This window comes from Streptomyces sp. CY-1, assembly GCF_047218265.1.
Taxonomy (GTDB): domain Bacteria; phylum Actinomycetota; class Actinomycetes; order Streptomycetales; family Streptomycetaceae; genus Streptomyces; species Streptomyces niphimycinicus.
Map to the genome: position 1 here is coordinate 11,118,994 of NZ_CP178393.1, position 19,299 is coordinate 11,138,292.

Annotated in this window: 15 protein-coding genes; 5 read left to right on the top strand and 10 right to left on the bottom strand. The window is 70.4% G+C overall.

Annotated features, from left to right (window positions below):
- The first annotated feature begins 108 nt into the window (after window positions 1-108).
- Window positions 109-852: a GntR family transcriptional regulator gene (locus ACK1X7_RS46680; protein ID WP_078647925.1), complete on the top strand. Its 744-nt coding sequence runs from the start codon at window positions 109-111 to the stop codon at window positions 850-852.
- A gap of 50 nt (window positions 853-902) precedes the next feature.
- On the opposite strand, the gene ACK1X7_RS46685 is transcribed toward ACK1X7_RS46680, so the two are convergent.
- The 7 genes from ACK1X7_RS46685 to ACK1X7_RS46715 form a co-directional block, all read right to left on the bottom strand.
- A complete protein-coding gene (locus ACK1X7_RS46685; RefSeq protein ID WP_390792368.1) occupies window positions 903-1,952 on the bottom strand; it encodes a BadF/BadG/BcrA/BcrD ATPase family protein in 1,050 nt (349 codons plus the stop codon).
- The gene (locus tag ACK1X7_RS46690) at window positions 1,949-3,250 is read right to left on the bottom strand and encodes a glycoside hydrolase (RefSeq protein ID WP_078646775.1); all 1,302 of its coding nucleotides are present in this window, start codon (window positions 3,248-3,250) and stop codon (window positions 1,949-1,951) included. Before ACK1X7_RS46690 ends, ACK1X7_RS46685 begins: the two co-directional genes overlap by 4 nt.
- A 56-nt stretch (window positions 3,251-3,306) precedes the next feature.
- Window positions 3,307-4,131 (bottom strand): 6-phosphogluconolactonase, encoded by an 825-nt coding sequence (locus ACK1X7_RS46695; protein WP_390792369.1) that lies wholly within the window; start codon window positions 4,129-4,131, stop codon window positions 3,307-3,309.
- A gap of 207 nt (window positions 4,132-4,338) precedes the next feature.
- Entirely contained in the window at window positions 4,339-5,790 is a 1,452-nt protein-coding gene (locus ACK1X7_RS46700; protein ID WP_385157970.1) for a carboxylesterase/lipase family protein, read from the bottom strand.
- Complete coding sequence (locus tag ACK1X7_RS46705) at window positions 5,787-6,824, bottom strand: alpha/beta fold hydrolase (protein ID WP_390792371.1); 1,038 nt, start codon at window positions 6,822-6,824, stop codon at window positions 5,787-5,789. Before ACK1X7_RS46705 ends, ACK1X7_RS46700 begins: the two co-directional genes overlap by 4 nt.
- 23 nt (window positions 6,825-6,847) lie before the next feature.
- Window positions 6,848-8,137 (bottom strand): esterase/lipase family protein, encoded by a 1,290-nt coding sequence (locus ACK1X7_RS46710; RefSeq protein ID WP_078646779.1) that lies wholly within the window; start codon window positions 8,135-8,137, stop codon window positions 6,848-6,850.
- A gap of 548 nt (window positions 8,138-8,685) precedes the next feature.
- Window positions 8,686-9,462, bottom strand: a complete 777-nt coding sequence (locus tag ACK1X7_RS46715) for a DeoR/GlpR family DNA-binding transcription regulator (protein ID WP_078646780.1) — start codon at window positions 9,460-9,462, stop codon at window positions 8,686-8,688.
- Between the two features lie 485 nt (window positions 9,463-9,947).
- On the opposite strand from ACK1X7_RS46715, the gene ACK1X7_RS46720 reads away from it, so the two are divergent.
- From ACK1X7_RS46720 to ACK1X7_RS46735, 4 genes are read left to right on the top strand one after another with little or no spacing between them, the layout of a single operon-like run.
- Window positions 9,948-11,420, top strand: coding sequence for an APC family permease (locus tag ACK1X7_RS46720; protein ID WP_385155829.1), 1,473 nt, complete (start codon window positions 9,948-9,950; stop codon window positions 11,418-11,420).
- Window positions 11,417-12,850 carry an FGGY family carbohydrate kinase gene (locus ACK1X7_RS46725; protein ID WP_385155832.1) on the top strand — a complete coding sequence of 478 codons (1,434 nt, stop codon included), beginning with the start codon at window positions 11,417-11,419 and terminating at the stop codon, window positions 12,848-12,850. The genes ACK1X7_RS46720 and ACK1X7_RS46725 overlap by 4 nt, the downstream gene beginning before the upstream one ends.
- Window positions 12,847-14,286 (top strand): NAD(P)/FAD-dependent oxidoreductase, encoded by a 1,440-nt coding sequence (locus tag ACK1X7_RS46730; RefSeq protein ID WP_078646783.1) that lies wholly within the window; start codon window positions 12,847-12,849, stop codon window positions 14,284-14,286. The genes ACK1X7_RS46725 and ACK1X7_RS46730 overlap by 4 nt, the downstream gene beginning before the upstream one ends.
- Window positions 14,283-15,542 carry an NAD(P)/FAD-dependent oxidoreductase gene (locus tag ACK1X7_RS46735; RefSeq protein WP_385155838.1) on the top strand — a complete coding sequence of 420 codons (1,260 nt, stop codon included), beginning with the start codon at window positions 14,283-14,285 and terminating at the stop codon, window positions 15,540-15,542. Before ACK1X7_RS46730 ends, ACK1X7_RS46735 begins: the two co-directional genes overlap by 4 nt.
- Before the next feature lie 94 nt (window positions 15,543-15,636).
- On the opposite strand, the gene ACK1X7_RS46740 is transcribed toward ACK1X7_RS46735, so the two are convergent.
- The 3 genes from ACK1X7_RS46740 to ACK1X7_RS46750 form a co-directional block, all read right to left on the bottom strand.
- The gene (locus ACK1X7_RS46740; protein ID WP_390792372.1) at window positions 15,637-16,473 is read right to left on the bottom strand and encodes an SGNH/GDSL hydrolase family protein; all 837 of its coding nucleotides are present in this window, start codon (window positions 16,471-16,473) and stop codon (window positions 15,637-15,639) included.
- Window positions 16,474-17,555: 1,082 nt separating this feature from the next.
- Complete coding sequence (locus tag ACK1X7_RS46745; RefSeq protein WP_078646785.1) at window positions 17,556-18,314, bottom strand: 3-hydroxybutyrate dehydrogenase; 759 nt, start codon at window positions 18,312-18,314, stop codon at window positions 17,556-17,558.
- Window positions 18,315-18,337: 23 nt separating this feature from the next.
- Window positions 18,338-19,126, bottom strand: a complete 789-nt coding sequence (locus tag ACK1X7_RS46750) for an acetoacetate decarboxylase (RefSeq protein ID WP_413116747.1) — start codon at window positions 19,124-19,126, stop codon at window positions 18,338-18,340.
- Window positions 19,127-19,299: the final 173 nt, after the last annotated feature.

Consider the following 19,299-nt stretch of genomic DNA (forward strand, 5'->3'; position numbering starts at 1 on the left):
GAAAGTCCGGATGCTCGCGAGCCTAGGCGCAGCAGACCACTTAGTCCAGATGTAGGAAGCTGGTTTGTTTACTCCACTCGGCAGACCAGTCTTGGTAACGTAATGGGCATGACGAGCGTGGAGGACACCAAGGCGGGGGCCGCCGTTGCGCAGACCTACCGCCGACTCAGCGAGGCGTTGCGCCGCGGGGTCTATGCAGCGGGAAGCCGGTTGCCGGGGGAGCGGGATCTCGCCGCGGACCTCGGAGTCAGCCGCTCCACCCTGCGCCTGGCGCTGGGCCGGCTCGCCGAGGAGAACAAGCTGGAACGCTCCTCGCAGCGCGGCTGGTTCGTCCGCCGCAACGTCGTCGGCGAACCGCCGAGCACCCTGCAGAGCTTCTCCGAGATGGCGCGTGCCCGCGGGTTGCGCCCGCAGTCCGAGGTGCTGCGCCGCCGCGCCCGCCCGGCCACCTTCGAAGAGGCCGAGCAACTGTCCGTCGCCCCCGCCTCCCGGGTCCTCGAACTGCGTCGGCTGCGCAGCATGGACGGAGTGCCGGTGTGCGTGGACTCCAGCGTGGTGGTCCTGGCGCTCGCACCCCGGCTCGCCGAGATCGACCTCACCGACCGTTCCCTGTACGAGACTTTGGAGCAGGACTGCGGGCTGCGTATCGCCCGCAGCTCCTACACGGTCCACGCGGCGGCGGCCGATCAGGCCACCGCCGAACTGCTCGGCATCGAGCCGGGCGACCCGGTGTTGATCGGCGAGGAGCTGACCTATGCCGACGACGGCTCGCTGGTGCTGACCGGCCGGATGGTCTACCGCAGCGATGCCTACCGTTTCCAGGCCGACCTGTTCCGCCCGGTGCGCCCCTGACGCCGCCCCGGCGGCGGACGCCGGGGCGGCGGACGCCGGGGCGGCGCGCCTCAAGTGGCCAGGAACTCCCGGGGCGGCAGGCTCCCCGTCACCTTCTCCAGCACGGCGTCGGCCACCACCGGGTCCGCCAACGCCACCCCGCCCTCGGCGAGCGCGTCCAGCAGCGCCCCGGCCACCGGTGGCAGGGAGCCGCGGTGCAGTACCGCTGCGGGGACGTGCTCGGGCAGTTCCGCGAACAGCGCTTCGGCGACCGGAGAGCCCTCCGCCATCAGGACCGAGCCCGACAGCACGACACTCACCGGCCCTCCCGCCCGCGCCAGCCCGGTGCGCCGCGCGGCCACCCCGGCGTACTGGGCCAGATGGCGTCCTTGGGCCCGGACGATCTCCACGGCCGCCGGATCACCCGCCGCGGCGACCGCCGCGACCACGCGCGCACAACTGGTCCGCTCGCGGCCCGAGGCACGCGCCTCACGGCGGGTCAGCCAGTGGTTGAGGGCCGCCACGGTGGGCTTGCCGTAGTGTGCGAGCAGGGCTTCGGTCAGGGCGGTCGGCCGGCCGAGTCCCAACTCGGCCAGGAACACCGCCCGGAACGCCTCGTTCGCCAGCCCCGTGGCGCCCATGCCGTACTGGCCCCACCAGCCCATGTCCCACAGCTCGCCGCCTGGCCCGCGGGCGGCGATCGCCCCTGACGTCCCGCCGGTCACCGAGATGCCGACGCCGCGGGCATCGCCGCACCGGATGGCGGCATAGCCGTCGTTGAGGATGCTGCGCCTGGTCAGGACGCCGGGACAATGTCGCGTCAGGGCCGTGTCCCAGTAGCCCTGGTCCTCGGGCCAGTCGACCCCGGCGAGCCGGAAGGCCACGCTCCGGACGGCCCGGAACTCCGCTCCGGCCTGGGCCAGGGCCGCCCGTACCGCCGCCAGCACCTCGGACACCGCGACCTCGGAGGTCGGCGCCCCGTAGATGTCCCCACACCCCGAACGCCCGGCGCCCACCACCTCACCGGAGGCGGTGGACACCAGGGCCGCGGTCTTGCTGTTGCCCGCGTCCACGCCCAGGTAGAGCGCGGACGCGGGGTGTGCCGTCTGCTCCCGTGTCACGGCAGCAGACGCTCCGGCAGCCAGGCCCGCTGCGCCGTGGCCAGCTCGGCGTACAGCGCCTCGGCCACCGGCAGCGAGGGCACGAGCGGATTGGCCGTCAGGGCACGGACGGCGTCCGCGGCCGTCCCCTCCCAGGCCGCCTTGGCGGTGAGGATCTGGTACTCGGCCAGCTGCTGGACGATGCCACGCACCGAGTGCGGCAGCGGCTTCTGCTGCTCGGGGTGGAAGCCCCCGCCGTCCACCGTGCCCCACAGCTCGACGACGGTCGACTCCTCGAATCCGGGCAGCCAGCCACCGGTGTTGGTGATGTTGAAGGGGAGACGCGCCGGGGCGTCGTTGTAGAACGCGCTGATCGCCTCGATGGCCAGCTCCAGCTCGTGGATCCCGCCGCGCGAACGGTCCTTCTCGAGCTGCGGGGCGTCGGAGGCGGCCTGCTCCCGGTAGTGCTCCCAGTAGTCGGGCAGCGAGTCCAGGATGACCTCGGAGCGGGTCTTGGCGGCCAACTGCCGCTCGCGCAGGATCTCGTCCTTGAAGTAGTAGTAGTTGAAGTAGTCCGAGGGAATGGACTCCATCGCCACCGCCAGGTGCAGCGCACGCATGCCGTTGCGGTCCTCGGTGGGCTTGTCCTTCAGCGCCTCGTAGCGCTCGCGCAGGATCGGGAAGGCGTCCTGCCCGTCGTAGGTCGCCTCGTTCGACCAGCAGTTGTGGTTGACGCCGACGAGGTTGGCCTTGAGCTTGTCCGGGTCGAGCCCGGCGGCCTTGGCGACGACCGGCGGGAAGACGATCGGACCCTCGCAGAAGGAGACGATCGGGATGTCGGTGTAGTCGGAGACCGCCTGGGAGACGATGTTGACCGGGTTGGTGTAGTTGAAGATCCGGGCGCGGGGCGCGACGTCGGCGAGGTTGGCGCAGACCTCCTTGATGATGTTGATCGAACGCAACGCCATCATCGTGCCGCCGGGCCCCTGGGTCTCCTGACCGATGACGCCGTACTTGAGCGGGATCCGCTCGTCAAGCGCCCGGGCCTCGAAGCCGCCGGGACGGTAGCTGCTGAGCACGGCGTCGACGTCGCGCAGGCCCTCGCGCTGGTCGGTCGCGGTGCTGATGGTGATGTCGAGGCCCGCGTTGCGGGCCATCTTCTCGGTGATCGTCCGGACCACGTCGAGTCGGTCCTGGTCGAGGTCGATCAGCACGAACTCCGAGCCGTCGAACTCCTTGCCGTGGTGCATGAAGGAGGCCATGGTCCCCGCTCCACGCGAGGAGCCACCACCGAGGTAGGCAATCTTGACGCGAGCCATCGATCCTCCAGGATCTCTTGGTGATTCAGCTTGGGATTCCGGTGTGAGCTGCGGCTTCAGAGCGAGGTGAGTGCCGCTGAGGCGGCCACTGCCGCCTGGTCGAGATAGAGCCGCGGGTGTGCGCAGTCGGCGAAGACGGTGGCCGGCCAGTCGGGCTCGTACCCTTCCGCCTGGGCGAGCCGTGCCGCCGCCTTGCCCTTGTCGCTGCCGTGGGCCACCATCACCACCCGCTTGGACTGCGTACGGATGGTGCCGATGCCGACCGTGACCCCGTGGCCGGGAACGTCGTCCAACCCGCCGAACGTCGGGAAGGTCGCCAGGTTGTCGGTCCTGGTCTGTTCGCCCAGCCGGACCACCCTGGTCCGCGAGTCCGCCGGGCTGCCCACCGGGTTGAAGGCGATGTGCCCATCGCCCGCCCCGGAGGCCAGCAGGAACAGATCGATCCCGCCGAGCTCCGCGATCCGCTGGTCATAGGCTTCGGGATCGGCCGGATCCGGCCCCCACAGCCGCTCCGGCGCGATCCCCCGTCCCGGGCCCGCCGCGGCGTTCATCGGCCCGACGATCTCCTCCCGCCCGAAGCGAAGGCAGCTGTGCGGCAGTCCGGAGTCGATCGCGCGGTACTCCCAGCCGTGCGAACCCAGCGGCGTGGCCTCCACGTACTCGTCCATCATCACGATGACGACGTGTCCCAGGTCCAGCTTCCGCGCGGCCACCTCGTCCGCCAGCGCCCGGTAGGTGCTGGCGGCACTGCGTCCGCCCGGACACCCGAGCACATACGGCCGCCCCGCTCGCGCGGCATCCTCGATTTCCACGGCGATCTCCACGGCCAGCTTGCGTCCCAGGGCCTCTGGGTCCGGGAAGACGAACGGCGACACCCGCACAGGAGGAACTCCCTCTCGGTCAACTCTTTCGCAGACCAGTTACGCCACAGACCATACTGTGGTCTGACTGGTATAGGCAATGCTCAAAAGGTGACGTCGTGGCGAGAAGGGCAGCAGGAGACCAGCCCGGTCCCCGTCCATGACCAGGCCGTCTACGACAAACCCGCCGCACAGGGCCGGTGCCGGTGATCCGTGAAGACGGTCCCTCTAGCGCACGCCTTGCCAGAGCCGGCGCTCCTCTTTTCGCGGGTCGTCCCGCAGGGCGCGGTCCGCGGCGAAGACTCTTGTGGCCCGGGTGGTGGTGTCGTACGCGGGCCAGCCGGGGTCGCCGGTCTTCGCGAAGGAGACCCACGCTCCGTGCATCGCGTCCGCGAGGCCCTGGGGCGGGCGGTCGCCGAGGATCGGACTGTAGGACGGGTCCTGGAGACGGTCGAAGACGAAGGCCAGCTCCAGCGTGTGGCATGCGCCGAGGGCGGCGCGGAATCGCGGGGAGCGCCAGGCGAACTCGTACAGGTACGAGCCCGGGACGGACTCGGCCAGGCGGATGGCGGGGATCCGGTAGAACCAGTCCGTCGCCACCGCGGCCAGGAGTTCGCCCGGGGTGGCACCGGGGCGTTCGGCTCGGTAGAGGGGGAGCGCCTGGTCCGGGTCCAGGCCGTAGGCGGCTGTTCCGGCACGCAGCGCCGCTTCGGAGACGGTTTCCAGGCGCTCCGTGGGGACCAGGAAGAAGCGGTATTCCTCGCTGTTGCTGCCGATCAGGAGGTCGACGCCGCAGTCGGGGCCGGGCAGGGGGAGATCGGCCGCCACCGGTTCGAACGGCATGATGTTGAGCACGGCCTCGCCCCACAGCGCCGGGTCGGGGCGAGCGCCCATCTCGGCGCGGAGTTCCGCTTGCGCGGGGAGGAGGTCGGTGAGGGGGACCGAGGCGAAGGCGTCCGGGGCCGGTTCGATGCCGAGCTTCGCGGCAAGGCGGGAGGCGATCCGGGCCGCCGAGGCGGGGCGCAGGAAGTGGTGGCACGCGCCGCTCTGCAGGATCGCCCGGCGGAACAGGCCGCGTGCCCTGCCGCTGGACAGCAGGACGCCGATGCTCATCGCCCCCGCCGATTCGCCGAAGACGGTCACCTGATCGGGATCGCCCCCGAAGGCGGCGATGTGGGCGCGGATCCAGCTCAGGGCCGCCACCTGGTCCAGCAGGCCGCGGTTGTCGGGGACGCCGGGCAGACGCAGGAAGCCGTCCGCGCCCAGGCGGTAGTTGAGGGTGACGCACACGACCCCGTCGCGGGCGAAGGCGCTGCCGTCGTATGCCGACGCCGAACCCGCGCCGTTGGAGAAGGCCCCTCCGTGCAGCCACACCATCACCGGCAGACCCGAGCCGGGCTCCGGCGCGGGGGTCCAGATATTGAGGTTCAGGCAGTCCTCACCTGGGATGACGTCGTCCGGCACAAGGGCATCGAAGGGCGGTGCGTAGGGCGCGTGCGGCGCGGTGGGACCGTAGGCCGTGGCATCGCGCACTCCGGTCCATGGCTCGGGCGGGGCCGGTGCGCGGAAGCGGCGGGGGCCGAACGGCGGGGCGGCGTAGGGAACGCCCAGGAAGGACGCCACACCGTCCGGGGACATACTGCCGCGGACGGCGCCCAGGGCGGTGACGCACACCGTCACGTCGACAGGACCTCCAGCAGCGCCGCGCCGAACTCCTCGGGGCGCTCCAGATGCACCGCGTGCCCGGCGTCGGACACGACCACCTCCCGTACCGTACCGCCCCCGGCCGCGTAACGGTCCAGCACGTGGCGGGTCTGCGCCACCATCGGCTGGGCGGGTGTCCCGTCCCAGCCCGGCACCGCGCCGATCGCGCCCAGGTGCGCCAGGTCGAACAACGAGGTGTCCGAGACGATGACGTCGTCCTCGCCGCGGATCCACAGGATCGGCGGCTTGGGGTCGATCAGACGCACCTCGTCGAGGCGGAGGTGGAGCGGGGACAAGCAGTTGAGGACCCCCCGGGTGCCGGGTGCGACGCCCGGCCAGGCGGGGGAGGCCACGCTGTCGCCCGGGTAGTGGTCGTCGCCGGTCCGGGTGGTGAGCATGGCCTCGACGTACGCGTCCTCGTGCCCGGAACGCCATGGCGGCTTGAGGTAATAGTTCGCCAGGACGGCGCGGGGTGAGAGCGGGGAACCTTCCCCGCGGTCGCCCTTGGCGAGTCGCGCGACCAGCTCCGGGTTGGCCGTGCCGCCGCCCGAGCCGGCCCCGTCCGGGGAGTTGAGGGCGCCGTCCACCCCGTGCGTGCCGCCGAAGCCGTACGGGGAGACCGGGTTGACCAGGGTCAGGGAGCGCACCGCGGCCGGGTGGTCGCAGAGATACTGCAGACCCACGCCCCCGCCCATGGACCAGCCCACCAGATGCGCCCGGTCGATCCCGAGGGCCGCCAGCAGCGCCGCGAGGTCGTCGACGTGGTCCCGCAGGCCGCGCGTGGCGTCGATGGGCAGTGGGTCGGTGCCGCCGAAGCCGCGTAGGTCCGGTGCGATGGGGCGGTAGCGGTCCGGCAGCAGGGGCAGGGTGGTGTGCCAGAAAGCGGCGGAGGAGACGTTGCCGTGGACGAAGACGACCGGTTCCCCCTCGTCCCGGACCTCGGCGAGCTGGACGGAGAGTCGCTCGGTGGGCACGCGTCGGGTGCGGACGCCGTTCGTACTCGTGGTCATGTGCGGTCCTTCACGGGAGCCCGCTAGGCGAGCCAGGCGGCGACCTGGGCGGCGACGGAGGTGTTCCAGCCCAGTTCGAGGTGGTTGGCGCCGGCGATGGTGGCCGTGCCCCCGACCGTGGGGATGCCGGTGGTGTCGAGTGCGCTGGCGATGAAGACGACACCGTCGCTGGGGGCGCGGTTCTCATTGAAGATGCCGAGGACATTCGGGGACCCGCCGGCCAGCAGGTAGGTGGTGACGGCGGCGGGTACTCCGGCGTTGTGCAGCGGCTTGACCAGTGAGCCGGCGTCGATGGCGGCCTGGATGCCGCTGCCCGCCGTGTACAGGCCCTGGCCGCCGTAGTACGTGGTGTACCAGTCCTGCGCGGCGCCGTCGACTCCGTAGACGCCGTCCCAGCGGGCCAGCATCTGGCGCTGGCCGGGGTAGTCGTCGTACCCGCCGGAGGGGATCATCGAGAACTCGGGGTGCGCGGTGTACATCCCGTAGCACGTCATGTGCGAGTGCGGCGAGGGGGCGTTGACCTTGCCGCCGCACTCGGGCCAGATGGAGAAGTCGTGCGCCCAGCCGTGGGCGTACGGGTAGTCGTAGCCGCCGTTCGGCCCGCCGAGGGTGATGAGTTTGCGCACGTCGCCGGCGTAGGTCCGTCCCCAGCTCGGCTTCACGGACGACACATAGGCGCGGGCCGCCATCTCCCCCTTGCTCCAGCCGACCAGGTCGACCTTGCCGACGCCCAGCTTCGCCTTGATGACGGCGATCGCGTCGCCGACGACCTGCGCCTGCATCAGGTTGTCGCCCTGCTTGTGCGCGAAGCCGACGGCGAAGACCCGGTGGCCGCGCGCGGACAGGTACTGCATCAGTCCGGTGGACGGGCAGGAGACGGCGCCGCAGCCGTAGCCGCCCGCCTCACCCGGGTTGGCCCAGGCGCGGTCCGCGGTGTCATTGGCGCCGTGTACGAGGAGCACGGGCGTGGCGTGGGCGCCGGTGTCCCAGCCGGGTGCCGAGTAGAGCAGGAAGCGGCCGGAGTACGGGCGGGAGACGCCGCCGAAGTACGTCAGGCGCCGTCCGTCCTGGTCGCCGCGGCCATCCGGTGGGTAGTCCTCGGTGCGGAATCCGGCGGTGGTGTCGAGATAACGCTCCACGCGCTCCCATCCGCCTGTCACCACATCGGCGCCGTAGCTCGCCTCTTGGGTGAGATAGGAGGGCGGCTCGGCGGCGGACGCGGTGCCGCCGGCGGCCGGCAGCCCGGCCACCACCGCCATCAGGAGGGCGAGTAACAGCCGCCATCGGCCTGCCCGGTTTCGTCGGCACCGCATGTTCCGACCCCCTTGTCGAAAGTTTTCACCACACTGCTCCGCTCGGCGCACACGCTAGGGAAGGGCCACCGGAAACGGCATGTGCGCGCGCTCTATAAGCAAGGCGGTCCATGTGGGGACGGTGGCCGCCGTTCGGCTTGAGGAGCGGTCCGTCCAGGGGCGACAGCGCCCTGCTGCCTCGCAAGACGCTGGGCTGGGAAACTCCAGCCCAGCGCCTGCATAGAACTGCTCGCGGCCGGATCAACGCGTCGACGTGATCAGAACAGACCCCGGAGCGAGAAGTCGGCGGCCGGCGCTCACAGGGCGCCCAGTGCCCGTACGCGATTGTCGGCGTTGTCGGGAGGCTCTTCAGGGAGGGACTGAGCCGGGGCAATCACCCGCGGAAACCGGGGAGGTCGGTGCTCGCGACCATGCCGAAGTCGACATCGCCGATCTGCCCGGTCCGGTCCATGTGCGTACAGGGGCCCGTGATCAGGTATGCCGCAGTCGTGGTGACGGCTTGCGGGCTGACGGTCTGTGCATCGCCGACTGCGACGCCGCTCGGTGCTTTACGGCCGAGTGGTCGACGCCACGATGACACTGCCTCCGGCCCGGCTCAGGGCGGTGCGCAGTTCGGCCGGGCACGGGTTGTCGGTGATGAGGGTGTCGAAGCCGTTCAGTTCGCACACGCGATGCGCGGCCGTGCGGCCGAACTTGCTCGAATCGGCCAGCACGTAGCGGTGGGAGGCGTTGTCGAGCATCGCGCGCTTGGTGGCGACCTCGTCGAGGTGGAAATCGGTCAGGCCGTATGTGGCGATGCCGCCGGAGCCCAGGAAGACGGCGTCGGCCCGCAGGTTGCCGAAGAACTCGACGGCCTGTGCGTTTGAGCAGGCCAGGTCGCCGGGGCGGAGTCGACCGCCGCTGACCAGGACCTCCACTCGGGGGCGCGTGCTGACTTCCGTGGCTACGAGCAGGGAGGGGGTGGCGACGACGCCGACGTGATCGGCGGGCAGGGCGCGGGCCACTTCCAGAGCCGTGGTGCCGACGTCGATGACGATGGTCTGGTTCGGCTCGATGAGCGCCGCCGCGGCCCGTCCGATCGCTTCCTTCTCCGCGGCCAGCGTGCCGCTGCGCTCGTTGAAGGATGCCTCCTCCCCGACTGGCGCCTGACGGCTGGTGGCGCCGCCGTGCACCCGGGAGAGCTCGCCGCGGCGTTCGAGCAGTGCGAGATCCCTGCGGATCGTTTCGTGGGAGACGCCGAGCAAGGTGGTGAGGTGATCGGTGGTGATGAAGTTGAGCCGGGCGATCTCGGCGACGATTCTGCGATGGCGCTCGGCAGCGAGCACGGCTCACCCCTTGATGGTGACTGCTTCTGTGGACCTGTGACTGAATCCTACCGGTGCCCGGTGCCCCTCCCGGTTGGATCACGGCCCACGTAGCGCTTCGCCGTGCGTGTGATGGGCGGCGATCGCCCGGCTGTCCTGGGGTTTGCGGGCAGGCGAACCCTTGACGTGATGCGTGCCCTGGGCCACACTTCCAGAAATCGACGGTCAGATTCCCACGGAATCGGTCACCCACGGGCGTGGCCAGGGCTTGCCGCGCATGCTCGTGGCATGGCTTCGGTCCTGTCCAGGTGCGGCGGTCGCGCTCGTCCGCCCCGGACGGGTGGGCCCGTGGCGTCGATCACTTTCGGTTTCCTTCACGTCCGACGGCCCCCACCCTCAACAGCGGGGGCACCCCCCGAGCAGGGATTCGAGTCATGGCACATGCAGATGAAGGTCTTCACGGAGTGAGACCAGACGCCCCGACGAGCGGCGAGGGTCCCCGGCGCATGTCCCGGGAGCTGGGCTGGTATGCCTCGTTCTCCGTGGCCTTCGGGTTCGTGTCGATCGCGACGGGCATCTTCACCACCTATGGGTCGGTACTCGCGAGCTCCGGTCCCCGTGGCATCTGGGCCTGGCCCATTACGGTGATCGGCCAGATGTCCGTCGCCCTGGTCTTCGGCGCCCTCGCGGCCCGGATACCGATCAGCGGCTACTCCTACCAGTGGGTGTCCAGGATCGTGGGCCCGGTGTGGGGCTGGATCATGGGCTGGATCTCGTTCGCCTTCCTGGGCGTGGTCCTCGTGGCCGTGGACTACACGATCGCCTCCACCATCCTTCCGGAGCTCTTCCGCTACGTCGGAACGACACAGAACGCCTGGGCGATCACGGCGTGTGTGGTGCTGCTCCAGGCCGTTCTGGTCGCCGCCTCCACCCGGACCACGCACCGGGTCAACAACGTGGCGGTGACGATCCAGCTGATCGGCATGATCGCCCTGACCACGCTGCTGTTCGCCGTGGGCGCCTTCACCGGCAAGCTCGATTTCGGCCACCTCTTCGACAGCGGACCGGTCCCCGAAAGCGGCTACTACGCGCTGGGCGGCGCCACCCATGCCGGCCCGTTCGCCCTGGCATTCCTGCTCGGCGCGTTCACCATCGTCGGTTTCGAGTCGGCGGCCAATCTGGCCGAGGAGACTCGGAACCCGGCCCGGGTCATCCCCAAGGCGATGGCGCAGGCGGTGCTGTCGCTGGGCGTGCTCGGCTTCCTGTTCCTGGTCGCGGTCACCGCCGCGGCCGGTCGGGTCAGCGGCGTGGGCGCGTCGGCGACTCCGGTCGCCACGGTGATCACCGCCGTGCTGGGGTCGGTCGTCGGAAAGATCCTGCTGGTCCTCGTCGTGGTCTCGATCTTCTCCTGCGGACTGGTGATCACCCTGAGCGGCACCCGGCTGGTGTACGCGATGTCCCGGGACGAACGTTTCCCCGGCTGGCAACTGCTGAAGCGCATCGACCGGCGTACGGCGACTCCGCTGAACGCCTCGGTGTTCATGATGCTGATCGCCCAGATCATCCTCGCGGTTTTCTCCCGCTCCACGGACGCGCTCTTCCAGCTGTTCTCCGCCGGTACGTTGCTGCCGGCCATCATCTATGCGGGAACCGTCGCGATGTACGCGGTCAAGCGCCGGTCCCTGCCCCCGACCAAGGGCTTCTCCCTGGGCCGCTGGGAGATTCCGGTCCTCATCGTCGCCGCCGTCTGGCTGCTGTACGAGCTGCTGATCTTCCGCGACGCCTCGTTCCGCGGCCCGTGGACTTACGTCCTGGTGCTGTTCGCGATCGGCGCCGTCTATCTCGCCGGGTTGCTCGCGCTCAGGAGCCGGAGCGGGCTGACCATGCCGGACCTGGCGGACGTCGATCGCGTGCTGGACACCACCGGCACCGCCACCCGGAAGCCGAGTGACGTCGCCCCCGGGGGTGGTGCGCGATGACCGCGATCCTCGCCATCGATCAGGGGACCTCCGGTACGAAGGCCATCGTCGTCGACGACGCGGACGGCACCGTCGCGATCGCCGAGGAGACCATCTGTCCCGCCTATCTGGCCGGGGGAGGCGTCGAACAGGATCCGCACGAGCTGCTCGACTCCGTCCTCGAGGCCGGCCGCAGAGCCATCAGCGCGGCAGGCCGACCGATCGACTGCGTGGCCCTGGCCAATCAGGGCGAGACCGTACTGGCATGGGATCCCCGAACCGGGGCGCCCCTTTCACCGGCCATCGTGTGGCAGGACCGCCGCGCGGAGAGCGTGTGCCGGGAACTGACCGCTCATGCCGCGCGGATCGCCCGGCGCACCGGGCTGGTCCTGGACCCTTACTTCTCCGCGCCGAAGATGGCCTGGCTGCGCCGCAACGTCACCCGTGAGGGCGTGGTGACGACCACGGACACCTGGCTGGTGCACCAGCTCACCGGCGAATTCGTCACCGACGCCGCCACCGCGAGCCGGTCGCTGATCCTCGACCTGGACAGCGTGACCTGGGACGGTGAACTCGCCGATCTCTTCGGTCTCGAGGAGGAACGGCTGCCACGCGTGGTCGCCGGCGACGAGATCGTCGGCACCACCCGGGCCTTCGGCGGGGACATCCCGGTGGCCGGCCTGATCGTCGACCAGCAGGCGGCGCTGCTGGCCGAGAACTGCCTGGAGCCGGGCACGGCCAAGTGCACGTACGGCACCGGAGCCTTCCTGCTGGCCAACACCGGCCGGAACGCGGTGCGATCCGCTGCCGGCCTGACCACGTCGGTGGCCTGGCGGATCGCCGGACAGACGCCGTACTGCGTGGACGGTCAGGTCTACACCGTCGCTTCCGCGGTGCGATGGCTGCGGGACCTCGGCCTGATCCGGTCAGCCACTGATCTCGACGCCGTGGCCGCGGCGGATGCCGGGGGAGCGCTGTGTGTGCCCGCCTTCGCCGGCCTCGCCGCCCCCTGGTGGGCACCGCAGGCGGCCGCGTCGTTCACCGGGCTGACGCTTGCCACCCGTCGCGAGCACCTCGTCCTGGCCGTCCTGCAAGGCGTCGCCGCCCAGGTCGCCGAGTTGTGCTCCCTGGTCGCGGCCGATCTGGGCCGACCGCTGACGCGGCTGCGCGCCGACGGCGGACTGACCCAGTCCGCCACCCTGATGCAAGCCCAGGCCGATATCGGCCAGATCCCGGTCGACATCTACCCCCACGCTCATGCCACCCCCCTAGGCGCGGCCGCCCTCGCCCGCCGCGCCCTCGACCCCACGCTCAGCCTCGAGGAGGCGGTCGGCGACTGGCAGCCGGCCACCGTCTACGAACCCCGCTGGTCCCCGGACCGGGCCGAGGAGTTCCGCACCACATGGGCACAGGCCGCCGCGGTCTGTGCCGACAAGGGAGAACACACATGACCGCCACACCCCACCGCCCAGCGGGCGGCGTCTTCGACGTCGCCGTCATCGGCGGAGGCATCGTCGGCGCGGCCATCGCACGCGAGCTGTCCGGATGCGACGTCTCCGTCGCCTTGCTCGAAGCCCGCGACGATGTGGGCGACGGGACGAGCAAAGCCAACACCGCCATCCTCCACACCGGCTTCGACGCCAAGCCCGGCACACTCGAATCCCGGCTGGTCGCCCGCGGCTACCACCTGCTCAGCGCCTACGCCAAGGCCACGGGCATCCCGGTCGAGCACACCGGCGCCGTACTGGTGGCCTGGAACGGGGAAGAGCTCCGGGCGCTGCCAGGACTGAAGGAAAAGGCCGAGGCCAACGGCTACGAACACTGCCGGATCGTCGACGCCGACGAGGTCTACCGCATCCTTCCCGACCTCGCGGACGGCGCACTCGGCGGACTGACCGTGCCGGACGAGTCCATCATCTGCACCTGGACCACCAATCTCGCCCTGGCCACCGACGCACAGCAGCGGGGCACCACGGTCCTGCTCCAGCATGCCGTCACCGGCATCGACGAGGGCCCCGAGAGCACCACGCTGCGCACGTCCTCGGGGGACGTGCGCGCCCGCTGGGTCGTCAACGCCGCCGGCCTGGGCGCCGACCACATCGACCGGCTCTTCGGCCACGACCGATTCACCGTCACCCCGCGCCGCGGCGAGCTGTTCGTCTTCGACAAACTCGCCCGCCCCATGGTCGACAAGATCGTGCTGCCGGTCCCCACCTCTCGCGGCAAGGGCGTGCTGATCTCCCCGACCATCTACGGCAACGTCATGCTCGGCCCCACCGCCGAGGACCTCACCGACCGCACGGACACGTCGACATCCGAGGACGGTTTCGACTTCCTCCTCCGCAAGGGCGAAGGGCTCATGCCCCGGCTGCTCGCGGAGGAAGTCACCGCGAGCTACGCCGGTCTGCGCGCGGCCATCGACCATCCCGACTACCTCATCGAGGCCACCCCCCAGCAGCGCTACCTCCTCGTCGGCGGCATCCGTTCCACCGGACTGACCGCCGGCATCGCCATCGCCGAACACGTCCGCACCCTCCTGGAGGAGGCGGGCCTGAACCTGCGTTCCCGCGGTGACCTGCCCGAGCCGCCCCGGATGCCCAACATCGGCGAAGCCGCCCAGCGCCCCTACCAGGACGCCGACCTCATCGCCCGCGACCCTGCCTACGGCACCATCGTCTGCTTTTGCGAACGCGTCACCGAGGGTGAGATCCGCGACGCCTGCCACGCCCCCCTGCCCGCCCGCGATCTCGAAGGGCTGCGCCGCCGCACCCGTGCCATGAACGGCCGCTGCCAGGGCTTTTTCTGCGGAGCGGCCGTAACAGCCCTGAGGGAAGAGCACCACGACCACGACGGCCGCGACAGCCGACAGCACAAGGACAACCGATGACCCAGCAGCCGTCCCTGATCACCCCCGACGTCCTGATCATCGGCGCCGGACCGGCGGGCCTGACCGCGGCCGCGGAACTGGCCTCCCGGCACGGCGGCCGAATCCTCGCCGTCGACCGCGAACCCGCCGCCGGCGGCATTCCCCGCCACAGCGACCACACCGGCTACGGTCTGCGAGACCTGCACCGTGTCATGTCCGGACCCGCGTACGCACGCCACCTCGTGCGGCGGGCCACCGCCGCCGGGGCCGAGATCCGTACCCACACCATGGTCACCGGATGGTCCGACGACCACACCGTCGATGTCACCGGCCCCGAGGGCCGCTACCGGATCCGCCCCCAGGCCATCGTGCTGGCCACCGGTGCCCGTGAACGACCCAGGACCGCGCGCCGTGTCCCCGGCGACCGCCCGCACGGTGTCTACACCACGGGGCAGCTCCAGAACCTCGTCCACCTCCACCACCGCCCCGTCGGCAAGCGGGCCGTCATCGTCGGCGGAGAACTGGTCAGTTGGTCGGCGGCCGTCACCCTGCGCGAAGCGGGCTGCACACCCGCCCTCATGATCAGCCGGTATCCGAAGGCCGAATCCTACGGCGTCTTCAACGTCGCGGGACGCGCCGTGCTGCGGGTCCCCGTCGCCACCCGCAGCCGCGTCACGCGGATCATCGGCAAGGGCCGCTGTCAGGCCGTCGAGATCGAGCACCTGGACACCGGCCGACGCCGGACTGTCGCCTGCGACACCGTCGTCTTCACCGGTGACTGGATCCCCGACCACGAACTGGCCCGCACCGCCGGCATCGCCCTCGACCCCGGCACCCTCGGTCCCCTCACCGACACGGCCCTGCGCACCAGTCGGCCCGGTGTGTACGCGGCGGGGAACATGCTGCACCCCGTCGACACCGCCGACGTCGCCGCCCTCGACGGCCGACACGTCGCCCACCAGGTCATCAGCTACCTCCAGGGCATGCGCGAACACACCGAGGGGGTACGTCTGCTCGCCGACGCCCCCTTCCGCTGGGTGGCCCCGCAGATCCTGCGCCCCCAGGACCCCGCGCCTCCGCGCGGCCGACTCCTGCTGTGGAGCGATCAGTTCGTCCGCTTCCCGAAGGTCGCGGTCCGTCAAGACGGGCGCGTCATCGCCCGCCGCTCCCTGTCCTGGCCGGCCGCGCCCGGGCGTGTCTTCCGCGTCCCCTCAAGCGTGCTCGAGGGAGTCTCTCCCAGCGGGGGACCCGTGCACATCGGACTGGAGCGGGTCTGAAAGCGCGGGCTCCTGCTGGCCGAAGCCCTGCGGGGCGGTGGGTCCGGCGGGGAAGCGGCGGGCTGTCCGGCAGCGCCGCACAGCCCGCCGTCGGTCAGCCCGCGAGCGCGGTCAGCAAGGGCAGGTATCCGTATTGGTGCCCGGCCTTGTTGGGGTGGTAGGACTCGTTGATCTTGTCCCACTCCAGACTTGTCACCCAGGTCTCGGCGTGCGAGCAGATGGTGTGCGGGTCGAAGGCGGCACGTGGGTCGAGGAAGGTGAACCCGGCCTTCGCGGCCTGGTCCGCCAGTACCGAGTCGAGGGTGTCGGCAAGCGAGTTGAGCGCCGTACGTTCGGTGTCGCTCAGCCCGAAGATGCCGCAGGTGCCGCCGATCGTGTACAGCCGCGGATAGCCCACCACCACGACCTTGGCGTTCGGTGCCTTCGCCCGCACCGACGCGTAGGTGCTCGCCAGGGCGCTCGGCAGATTGCTGGTCGCGGTGGCCTTCGCGGCCCCCACCCCGGCGACGCAGTCCTTGTCGTCGATGGTGAGGATGCAGTGCGTCATGGTGTCGACGACGCCGACGTCGTTGCCGCCCACCTGCACCGTCACCAGTGTGGTGTCCGCGGTGAGTTGCGGCACCTGCCGGCTTTGCAGCTCCGCCGTGGTGGCCCCGGAGCACGACGCCTCCACGAAGGCGTACGAGGGGTGCTGTTGTGCCCACAGCCGGGGATAGGCCAATGGGCCGCGGCGGCACGCGTCGTCGGGGTTGTCGTATACGCGTGTGCCGGGCGCGACGGCGTATGAGTCGCCGAGGGCCACATATGTACCGGCGGCCGTTGGCTCGACGTCGGCGGCGTACGCACCGGGTGCCGCCGTGACCGCCAGGCAGGCGGTGGCCAGCGTGAGGAAGAGAGAGGCGAGGCGTCTGCGACGTCTTGAAGAGCGCATGCTTCACTCCTGGAGTGTGGGTGCCGTCTCGGCGGAGGAACTGTCAGCCCTGAAGTTCCGTGATCAGAGCGAGTGCCTTGCCCTTGCTCGAATCGCCTGGTCCAGGAATGCATGGGTGGCGTGCACCGGGGCCATGCACTCTGCGGACCGTAGTCGAGGGGCGAAGGACACGGACCTGCCGACCATTTCTCGGTGGCTCCGTCCGTCCTTCGAGCGCGAGCTTGGCAGTCGACCCGGGAAATGTATATGGAGCCCAGCGGCATACCGGGAATCTCGACAGTGTTGCCCGGGGCCATATGGGGGAGATGCGAGTGCGTCTAGCATTGGCGTGCCGGCAATCAGGACGCTTCCACGTGCGAGTTGAATCGGCCGTCCTCCTGATCAGCTACCGGTCCCGGTGGGGGTGCGACAGCTCAGCCGCCGTCGTGGCGAGCCCGGCGCGGAGGGCAACGCGCAGCCCGTAGTCCAGTGCCGTGCGCAGGGGTCATGCGGTGCGAAACGGGCCGCGTGGACGCGGCACAACCAGACGCCTGCCGTCTGTGACAGCTCGCTCGTGGCATGCGGAGGCCGGCAGGTCCACCGGCGCCCCGAGCGCGCGTGCCCGATGCTCGCGCCTCCGACGCGGCGCCGAGCGCGTCGGCCAACGCCCGTAGCCGGCAGTGCGGACGGCGGGAGCCGGTAGTGGGAACCGGCTCATCACGACGGTACGTAACGAGGGCGCGGTTCCGCTCGACCGCGTCGAGCGCATCGACGGCGGCGCGTCGCACGGCAGTCGCCTCGGGGGTGCCGATGGCGCGCAGGAGATCGGCCTGGGCGGCGTGGGCGCGCGCCAACGCGCGGCGGTGGGCCGGTGCCATCCGCGTACCGCGGGGGTGAGGGCGAGCAAGAGCACGGAGCGGCCCGAACCACACGGCGACGCCCCGAAGGGGGCCGTGCGGTGCCTCGGGCGCAGGCGTGATCACACACTCTCCAAAAATGAGCATGGCGTCTGCGGTGACCCGGGTTGGAGCACCGCAGACGCCCCTGGGAGCCGGTCGTGGTTCCGTGGTGGTGGACCGGCCGCCCGTCCTGTCGGCCCGTGTTCAGCGGGCCGTCCAGCCCCCGTCGATGACGATGTCGGTGCCGGTCATCGCGGCTGCCTGGGGACTGCACAGGAACGCCACCGCCTCGGCCACCTCTTCCGGCTCGACGAGACGCTTGAGAGCGGCTGACTCCAGAAGGACCGAGTCCAGGACCTCCGCCTCGGTGATGTGGTGGGCGCGGGCCTGGTCGGCGATCTGCTGGTCCACCAGCGGGGTGCGTACGTAGCCGGGGTTGACGCAGTTGGAGGTGACGCCATGGGGGCCGCCCTCCAGGGCGACGACCTTGGACAGGCCCTCCAGTCCGTGCTTGGCCGTCACATAGGCGCTCTTGAACTCGGAGGCACGCAGGCCGTGCACCGACGAGATGTTGACGATGCGTCCCCACCGCCGCGCGTACATGGACGGCAGAACCTTGCGGATGATCCTGAACGGAGCCTCCAGCATGATGCGCAGCATGAGCGAGAAACGCGCCGGGTCGAATTCGTGAACGGGCGCCACCTGCTGAATCCCCGCGCAATTGACGATGATGTCGGCCTGTGGAATCAGCCCGTCGAGAGCGTCGAGGTCGGACAGGTCCGCGGTGATCGCTTCGCCGCCGGTCTCATGTGCGAGGTCTCGTACGGCTTGCTCGTTGAGGTCGAGCCCGATGACGTGGGCGCCCGAGCGCGCGAGCCGTACAGCGGTGACCCGACCGATACCGCTGCCCGCGCCCGTGACGAGGGCCCGGCGGCCGGTGAGGGCGGGAAGGGCAACCGGCATACCGGTTCGGTCGGGTTGAGTGCTCACTTGAGTTCCTTCCGACTGGAACGGGGGGTATTCGTGCGGAAATCATGCGGCTGGGCCAGGTAGTCGTGTGCGATCTCGACGCGTGGGAGGGTGAGGTCGGTGAGCACGTGCGTGGCCTTGACGATGTCGAGCACGGGCAGATCGGCCAGCGGGGCAAGCGCATGCTCGAACAGTTGGAGGCGTGCGGGCCCTGTCCAGGCGCCGCGGACAGTGAGGTCGGTGATGCGGGAGCGCACCAGTTCGCAGATCCGCGGAGCGCCGTCGTAGCCCGGAAGCACCTTCAGCATGTAGGTGGGCGCGGCGATTTCCGCTCGCGCCTCGCGCTCGCTGAGCTCAGTGTGCTTGAAGCCCATGGTGGCGGTCGCCACCCGGAGTGATCCGTAGTCCAGGGTGCCGACGAGTGTGTCGGAGTCGGTGTACAGGCGCGGCTTGCCCAGCTTCTTGGGATACGCGCTTGCTTCGCGGCCCAGGGATATCGCGGGCCCGTTGTCCAGGTACATGCAGTGGATGTAGTCGGCCGGCTCGCCCTGGTGCCGGACCCGCAGGACCTGACCGGACTCGGTGTAGTTCCCCAGACCGCTGCTGTCGGGCATGCGGATCACCTCGAACCGCACCAGCGGCTCGCCGACCTCCAGCGGTTCGGGAACCACCGCCCGCATGGCGTCGGGGTCGGTGCGATAGGTGATGTTCAGGTACTCCCGGCTGAGGAAGCGGTACGGGCCGTGGGGGTAGGCCGGTCCGCTCACCGGAGTGGCAGAGGTGCGGAGGATACCGCCGATGTCCATGGGGTCGCCTGTCCATGCGGCGCGATCTTGTCTGGTGCCGGGCGGTCTCGCGCCGCGGGCCGTCCGGCTTTCTCGGCTTCGACGTTAGAGACCGAGCAGCGGCGACGGAAATACCAGGCTGCCATGATTTATGCAGTTCACGTATGAATGCCGAACCGCGGGACCATTCGGCA

Excerpts from the sequence above, each read along its gene's own strand:
- ACK1X7_RS46745 (WP_078646785.1), bottom strand. The coding sequence starts at position 18,314 with ATGCCGGTTGCCCTTCCCGCCCTCACCGGCCGCCGGGCCCTCGTCACG.
- ACK1X7_RS46735 (WP_385155838.1), top strand. The coding sequence starts at position 14,283 with ATGACCCAGCAGCCGTCCCTGATCACCCCCGACGTCCTGATCATCGGC.
- ACK1X7_RS46730 (WP_078646783.1), top strand. The coding sequence starts at position 12,847 with ATGACCGCCACACCCCACCGCCCAGCGGGCGGCGTCTTCGACGTCGCC.
- ACK1X7_RS46705 (WP_390792371.1), bottom strand. The coding sequence starts at position 6,824 with ATGACCACGAGTACGAACGGCGTCCGCACCCGACGCGTGCCCACCGAG.
- ACK1X7_RS46680 (WP_078647925.1), top strand. The coding sequence starts at position 109 with ATGACGAGCGTGGAGGACACCAAGGCGGGGGCCGCCGTTGCGCAGACC.
- ACK1X7_RS46725 (WP_385155832.1), top strand. The coding sequence starts at position 11,417 with ATGACCGCGATCCTCGCCATCGATCAGGGGACCTCCGGTACGAAGGCC.
- ACK1X7_RS46720 (WP_385155829.1), top strand. The coding sequence starts at position 9,948 with ATGTCCCGGGAGCTGGGCTGGTATGCCTCGTTCTCCGTGGCCTTCGGG.
- ACK1X7_RS46710 (WP_078646779.1), bottom strand. The coding sequence starts at position 8,137 with ATGCGGTGCCGACGAAACCGGGCAGGCCGATGGCGGCTGTTACTCGCC.
- ACK1X7_RS46750 (WP_413116747.1), bottom strand. The coding sequence starts at position 19,126 with ATGGACATCGGCGGTATCCTCCGCACCTCTGCCACTCCGGTGAGCGGA.
- ACK1X7_RS46690 (WP_078646775.1), bottom strand. The coding sequence starts at position 3,250 with ATGGCTCGCGTCAAGATTGCCTACCTCGGTGGTGGCTCCTCGCGTGGA.
- ACK1X7_RS46740 (WP_390792372.1), bottom strand. The coding sequence starts at position 16,473 with ATGCGCTCTTCAAGACGTCGCAGACGCCTCGCCTCTCTCTTCCTCACG.